The sequence below is a fragment of the Telmatospirillum siberiense genome, assembly GCF_002845745.1.
Classification (GTDB): Bacteria; Pseudomonadota; Alphaproteobacteria; order Rhodospirillales; family Magnetospirillaceae; genus Telmatospirillum; species Telmatospirillum siberiense.
In genome coordinates, this window is the sequence record NZ_PIUM01000041.1 from 44,807 (window position 1) to 52,031 (window position 7,225).

Consider the following 7,225-nt stretch of genomic DNA (forward strand, 5'->3'; position numbering starts at 1 on the left):
GTTCCTTTTTGCTTTCATTGAGAAATAAAACCCGACGTCACAGTTTTCCGAGGGCGGCGTCCGCCACCGCCTCGGCCGTAATACCGAAATGCTGATAGACCTGCTCGGCCGGCGCCGAAAGGCCGAAACTCGTAAGACCGACCACAGCGCCCTCGGGCCCGACATAGCGTTCCCAGCCGAAGGTCGAGGCCGCCTCGACGGCGATTCTGACCGTGCCTTCGCCCAAAACGCTTTTGCGGTATGACGGGTCCTGTTGGTCGAACAGTTCCCAGCAGGGCATGGAAACCACGGCGGCGCCGACACCCTTGGCCTTCAAAAGATCGCGCGCCTTCAAGGCCAGCTCCACCTCGGAACCGGTGGCGATCAGCGTCACCTTCCGCGTCCCCTCGGCCTCGGCCAGGACATAGGCGCCCTTCGCCGATTTGTTTTCGGAAGCGTCCAGGCGAACGGTCGGCAAATTCTGGCGGCACAACGACAGCAGACTGGGTCCCGTCCGGTTGTCCAGGGCCGCCTCGTAGCATTCCATCGTCTCGACCGGATCGCAGGGACGGAAAACCAGCAGATTGGGAATGGCCCTGAGCGAGGCCAAATGCTCGACCGGCTGATGCGTCGGGCCATCCTCGCCGAGCCCGATGGAATCATGGGTCATCACATAAAGGACCCTGAGCCCCATCAGGGCCGACATGCGAAGAGCCGGCCGCAGATAGTCGGTGAAGACCAGGAAAGTTGCCCCATAGGGGATCAGGCCGTCATGCAGGGCCAGGCCGTTCATCACCGCCGCCATGCCATGCTCGCGCACACCGTAGTGGATATAACTGCCCGAGGCGTCGGACGGCGTGATCGGCAGGGTCGCCTTCGTCTTCGTGAGGTTGGAGCCCGTCAGGTCGGCCGAGCCGCCGGTCAGTTCGGGAATGGCGGCGGTCAACACCTCCAGCGCTTCCTGCGAGGCCTTGCGCGTCGCCCACTTCGGCTTTTCGGCAATGACCTTGGCCTTGAAAGCCTGGGCCGCCTCACGCCAGCCCGCCGGCAGGCGCCGTTCGGCCAGCCGGTCCCATTCCGCCCGACGGGCGGGATCGAGCTTGGCCAGACGCCCTTCCCAGCTCTGGCGGGCACTGGCGCCGCGCACGCCGGCATTACGCCAGGATTCGAGCACCGGCCCGGGCACCACGAAGGGCTCGGAGGCCCAACCCAGCTTGACGCGGGCACCGGCGATCTCCTCGGCCCCCAAGGGTGCGCCGTGGGTCTTCTCGCTGCCCGCCTTGGTGGGGGCGCCATAGCCGATGACGGTACGGCAGGCGATCAACGACGGCTTGTCGGTCGTCCGCGCATGCTCGATGGCCCGCGCGATCGCCTCGGGATCATGCCCGTCGACCCGCGCCACGTCCCACTGGCTGGCGGAGAACCGCGCCAGTTGGTCGTCGCTCAAGGCCAGGCTGGTCCGCCCGTCGATGCAGATCTCGTTGTCGTCCCACAAGACGATCAGCTTGGAAAGCTTGTGATGGCCGGCCAGGGAGATCGCCTCCTGGCTGATGCCTTCCATCAGGCAACCATCGCCCGCGATGACGTAAGTATAGTGATCGACGATGTCGGCGCCGAAACGGGCCTCCCCGATTTTTTCAGCCAGGGCGAAACCCACCGCATTCGCGATGCCCTGCCCGAGCGGACCGGTGGTGGTCTCGGCGATGGCGACGTGCCCGTATTCCGGATGGCCGGCGGTCCGCGCCCCCAACTGGCGAAACTGCTTGAGCTGTTCGACGTCCACGTCGTCATAGCCGGTCAGATAGGCGAGCGCATAAAGCAGCATCGAACCGTGGCCGGCCGACAGAACGAAACGGTCACGATCACTCCAGCGCGGCGTCTTGGCATCGAATTTCAGGAATCTGCTGAACAACACCGTTGCGACATCGGCCATTCCCATCGGCATGCCGGGATGACCCGACTTGGCCTTCTCGACCGCGTCGGCCGCGAGAAACCGAATGGCATTGGCCATGTCCGCATGGTTCGTGGGACTGGCTACCTTGGCGTGCGGCACCGTCATCGAAAAGAGTCCTTTCGTTTAAGTCTACTCAGGTCGGCCTTTTCAGCGGGCGGGAGGAGGGCCGTTCGAACGGGTCCCGCCGAAGGTCGCGTTTGCAAGAAGCGCTTCTTGGTCCAATTCGGTGGAGATTTCAACCCCATCCGACGGCTTGCATGCCACGTCTGAAAAAAAAAAGAAACATCTCCAATGGTGGAATCGCCGCAATCGTGAAAGGCGTCACCTGTTTGTCACACCAAACCGACCGATGCTCCTCATCGAGACCTTCGGAGCGCCCCCCCTTCATTCGGAAAAACTTCCGCAATTCCGAAGACTTATCCCTATTTTCCAGATCCCTCCAGAAACTGGTCAGACCGATGTGGTCAGGCCTCCGGACCAGGTCGCAGCGACGCGAGAAGCCGATCGATTTCGGCGGCGGGAACCGGAGGGCTCAGCAGGTAGCCCTGCATCTCGTCGCAGCGGAGTTTGCGCAACAAGATGCGTTGCTCCTCGGTCTCGACCCCCTCGGCGACCACCTTCCGGCGGAGAGAATGGCCCATGCTGATGATGGTGCGGATGATCTCCTGATCGTCGGGATCGGTGGCGATATCGTTGATGAAGCTTCGGTCGATCTTGATGGTGTGCACCGGAAACTTTTTCAAATAACTGAGCGAGGAATAGCCGGTACCGAAATCGTCCATGGCCAGATGAATCCCCATCTCGCTCAAGGTCCTCAGCACGTCGATGGCGTTTTCCGTATCGCGCATGATCATGCTCTCGGTGATTTCAAGTTCGATCCCCGACGCCTCGATACCGGCCCGGCGCAACGCCTCCTCGACGCTTCTGGCCAGATTGGGCTGGCGCAATTGGCGCACCGAAAGATTGACCGCGACACGCATATGCGGATGTCCGGCGTCACGCCATATCCGATACTGCTGACAAGCCATCTCAAGGACCCATTCGCCCACCGTGCCGATCAGGCCCGTCTCTTCCATCACGGGGATGAATTTCACCGGCGAGACCGCCCCCAGTTCCATGTTCCGCCAGCGGAGGAGCGCCTCGACACCGGTCAGCCGGCCGGTCGCCAGATCGCATTTCGGCTGGTAATAGACGGTGAACTCTTCCCGCTCCAATGCCTTCGACAGACCATTCTTGATGATCATGCGCTCGCTGACTTCGGCATTGATGTCGGCGGTGAAGAATTGATAGTTGGCCTTGCCCTGTTCCTTGGCCCGATACATCGCGGCATCGGCATTTTTCAGCAAGGTATTGGCATCGACCGCGTCGTCGGGGAACATGGTGATGCCGATGGAAGCCGAGATGAAGGCTTCGCGGTTTTCAAGATGGAACGGCTGTTCGAGCGCCTCGATCATGCGCTGGGCGATGACCGGCGCATAACGGATTTCCCCCAGGTTCGGCATGATGATGGTGAATTCGTCGCCGCCCAACCGTGCCACCGTATCGCCATGGCGGACGCAGAACAGCAGACGTTTGGCCGCCTCCTTCAAAAGTTCGTCGCCGACCTCGTGGCCCAGGGTGTCGTTGATCAGCTTGAAGCCGTCGAGATCGATATACATGAGCCCGACCCTCTGGCCGGCGCGCTCGGCCAGATGCAGCGCCTGGCACAACCGGTCCATGAACAGGGAGCGGTTCGGCAACCCGGTCAGGCTGTCGTAATTGGCCTGATAACGGATGCGCTCCTCGTCGTGCTTTCTTTGCGTGACGTCGGCGAAAAGAGCCACATATTGACGAATGTCGCCATCGCCGTCGGCGACGCCTACGATCGACAGACGCTTGGCGAATTCCTCACCACTCTTGCGGCGGCTCCATTGCTCCTGGTCCCATCGTCCGGTCCTCCCGATGGTCGCCAGCACCGAGGTCAGCATGTCCGGGTCGGTGGCCAGGTCGAAAAAGACCGGCAACGTCCCCACCACTTCCTCGGCGGAGAATCCGGTAATGGCGCTGAAGGCCGGATTGACCGCGACGATGCGAAAGTCGGAATCGAGGATGACGATCGCCTCCACCGTCGCCGCGAAAACGGTTTCGGCCAATCGCAGTTTTTCGTCCATCAACCGATTCTCATAGCGGCTGCGCATCTCGATCAGGAAATGATGGGGACCGTCTCCGAAAGGCATCACCGACATGGCCACGTCCCGGTCCTGCCCGTCCAGCCGGAAGACCTTCGTCGTCACGGAATATCCGGCCGCCGACGTTCCCTCGGCCAGGGACAGAATGGATGCGATGGTCTCCTTCGGCAGGAAGGCGCTCAACGGCCGACCGACCACGTCGGCCATGTTCGCCGCACCAAGAAGTTGCACACCTTGGGGGGTGACCGCGTCAATCCGTCCATCCGCGCTTTTCATCAGGCAAACCGCCATGAGGTCGACCGACGCCGTCACCTCGCCTTCCGGGGCGAAAGGCCTGTCGGGCGGAAGGATGCGGGCGCGAAGCAGCAAGGCGTCGCCCGATTCGTCGGCGATCCTCTGTATCGCGGCCATCACGTGAATTCCGCGCCCCCCTTCGCCAAGCAGGACAAGGGGCTGACACAGCCCGTCGGTGACCGCGGTTCCTGCGTCAAGCAGCGATCTATGGTCCGCGTGAAGAAAATCTGCGAGAGAACGACCGATTAAAATGGAAGAATCCGTCACGCCAAGCAGCCGGGCCCCCATCGGACTGATATAATCAATTCGACCATGGCGGGAAACACAGATGAAATCAGGCATCTGTCCAGGTGAACACTGGACCCACTGCACCGCTGAAGCTGAGGCAGGCACCTGAGACCGTGTCCTTCTCTATGACTAGGCGCCGGCAGGACTGCGCGCCTCTTTGATCGACGAAATCAACACTACCGAAAAACGCAAATCGAGGGAAGCGAAGTGTGACATTTATCACATTTTTTGCGGATTTCGGATTCGTCAGCCAAACCGATATGTTCCGAGAGACGACACAAGGTGGGAGCAACCGACCACAGAGATCGACTGTAACGATATTTACAACTTCCAGGAGAGTCTACTAGTAAACGAGATGATGGATGGGTTCAAGGGATGTCGAGGCAGCGGTTCTCACGATAGCATTCCCCCCCCCCCCCTTTCCCCTCGAGGGAGAGGGGGGAGGGGACTCAACAGACTCTACGCCTGTATCGAATGGCATCATTTATCCCGCCTAACGGCGGGAAGCCCCCCTCACCTAACCTCTCCCACAAGGGGAGAGGGATTCGAGAACCGCTGGGGGGCCCGCACCGGTACAATCCGACGACAGCTTGATCTTGCGGACCCCTGAAGCGATTGCCCGGAGGAATGCAATGGTCAGTAACGGCCCGCACCGACCCGTTTGGCGGCGGCGATATCGCCTTCCCAAACGCCGTCGCCAGCGGATCCCCCGGCAATGCTCGCCGTCTGAACGGGCATCGGGGCCGCCTTGACCTCATTGACCGCCACCATCGTGACCTTGGCCTCGGCCGGCAACGACGCGGCAGCCTCAACGGCTTTCGCTTCGACGGCGGGGCCGGTGACGGCCGGCGCGGGGGCGCAGTCCTCGGCAAGAGCAGCGGCGATCTGCCGGTCGGCAGTGGCCAGGACCGCATCCCCGGAAGGCGACGACCGGCGGCGGACCACGGCGGAAACAACCGCTTCCGAGGAAGCGCTCGCCACCGCCTGCTGAACGAAGCCGCGCGGTGAATCGGGATAAATGAAGCCGTAGGTGGGATAGGTCCGGGTTCCCAAATCCCTGGTCGAAGCATTCCAAACGCGCACTTCGGTCCAATCGTTCCCGGGCGAGACATCCGTCACCGCCACCATCTTGGAAACCTGCCCACGCCCACGACCGCGATGCGGCGCCCAATTGGCGTGATCGACCATCACCTCGCGCGAATTCACCACGCGGGCAACCACCGCGACATGGCCGTAGCGCATGGCTGCGAATTTTTTGAAGACGACGACGGCCCCGACCTTCGGAGCATGGCCCCGATCATATTGGCCGGCGGCGGCGCTCCACCAGGTCCAGGCATCCCCCCGGATGCTGATGCCCGAAATTTCCCGGGCGAAAGGTACGCACTGAAGCGCCTCTGCGGGAGTAGACGCGACCAATACAGTACCGATCATGAGAGCCATGACACCCCGATGCCATAGTTTCAAGATATTTCCCCTCAAGGCTTCGCCTATCATTAATTCTGATTGTGCTTATCTGAAATGCCGAACGCAACCCTTAATGAAAAAATTTGGACAATTTTTTCGGTATTTTTGAATTTTAATCGAGTCGAAAGCTGATCGGCGAAGGGTAAAAGATGACGAACCAAAGCAATCAGCGACGTGACTCGATGCCATGACAGGACTATAACCACGAGATGAATCGACTTTCCCGACTGCTGTTGTCAGCCGCCGTGACACTTCTGATGTCACCTGTGTCTTTGCTGGCACAATTCGACGATGGTGTTGCAGCACTGCAACAAGGCGATTATGCGAAGGCCTTGGAAGCCTGGCAGAAGGACGCCGAAGCCGGTGATCCACGCAGCCAATATTCGATGGGCTATCTTTACCAATTCGGCCTGGGTGTCCCGCACGACCTCCCCAAGGCCAAGGAATGGTATGAAAAGGCTGCGGCCCAGAATAACGCCGATGCGCTTTATGCTTTGGGACTTCTGTACGAAGCCGGCAAGGTGGTCCCCCGCGATCTCGCCCAGGCGATGAGCTACTATCGCAAGGCGGCCGACAGCGGCACGCAGGCCGACGCGGAATATGCCGTCGGACGGATGATCCTGCGCGGCCGCGGCGTAGCGCGCGACCCCAAGGAAGGGGTGAAATGGCTCAGGAAGGCCGCGCTGCACCGGCAGCCGGCCGCTCAATATATGCTGGGCGCCGCCTATGAGGCGGGCTGGGGCGTCACCCCCGATCCGGTGGAGGCTCTTTACTGGTACAGCCGCTCCCTGGACGGCGACGTGGTGGAGTTGCAGGAGCAGGACATGGCCTTCCAGCCGAAGATCGCCATCGAATCCCTGCGCCGGCGTCTTTATCCCGAGGAGATCCGCCAAGTCGAGGCACGCCTCAAGAAAGACCGGAGCGCCGAAAAGAAAGCCATCCAGAAGGCAGTCAAGGCGGCCCCCCAGCCCAAGGAAAAACCCGCGCCGGCGCAGGGATTCGATGGCGATCTTCGGCTGGAAGGCCATGTCCTGCTCCTGCAACTCCACCACGTCGCCGTCCAGGGAGCGGCTGTACC

4 protein-coding genes are annotated in these 7,225 nt (G+C 61.2%); 1 reads left to right on the forward strand and 3 read right to left on the reverse strand.

Features of this window, described 5'->3' with window-relative positions; all coding sequences use genetic code 11:
• Positions 1-37: 37 nt before the first annotated feature.
• From tkt to CWS72_RS24415, 3 genes are all read right to left on the reverse strand, one after another.
• A complete protein-coding gene (tkt, locus tag CWS72_RS24405) occupies positions 38-2,038 on the reverse strand; it encodes a transketolase (protein WP_101253266.1) in 2,001 nt (666 codons plus the stop codon).
• Between the two features lie 359 nt (positions 2,039-2,397).
• Positions 2,398-4,737 carry an EAL domain-containing protein gene (locus tag CWS72_RS24410; RefSeq protein WP_101253267.1) on the reverse strand — a complete coding sequence of 780 codons (2,340 nt, stop codon included), beginning with the start codon at positions 4,735-4,737 and terminating at the stop codon, positions 2,398-2,400.
• A 582-nt stretch (positions 4,738-5,319) separates the two neighbouring features.
• The gene (locus CWS72_RS24415) at positions 5,320-6,114 is read right to left on the reverse strand and encodes a CHAP domain-containing protein (RefSeq protein WP_241911878.1); all 795 of its coding nucleotides are present in this window, start codon (positions 6,112-6,114) and stop codon (positions 5,320-5,322) included.
• A 290-nt stretch (positions 6,115-6,404) separates the two neighbouring features.
• Between CWS72_RS24415 and CWS72_RS24420 the strand changes: the two genes are divergently transcribed.
• Positions 6,405-7,225 (forward strand): tetratricopeptide repeat protein (locus CWS72_RS24420; protein WP_199175953.1); only part of this gene is annotated, 821 nt, incomplete at its 3' end.

Bases quoted from the DNA above. Each gene is read 5' to 3' on its own strand.
- tkt (WP_101253266.1), bottom strand. From the start codon at position 2,038: ATGACGGTGCCGCACGCCAAGGTAGCCAGTCCCACGAACCATGCGGAC.
- CWS72_RS24410 (WP_101253267.1), bottom strand. From the start codon at position 4,737: ATGCCTGATTTCATCTGTGTTTCCCGCCATGGTCGAATTGATTATATC.
- CWS72_RS24415 (WP_241911878.1), bottom strand. From the start codon at position 6,114: ATGATCGGTACTGTATTGGTCGCGTCTACTCCCGCAGAGGCGCTTCAG.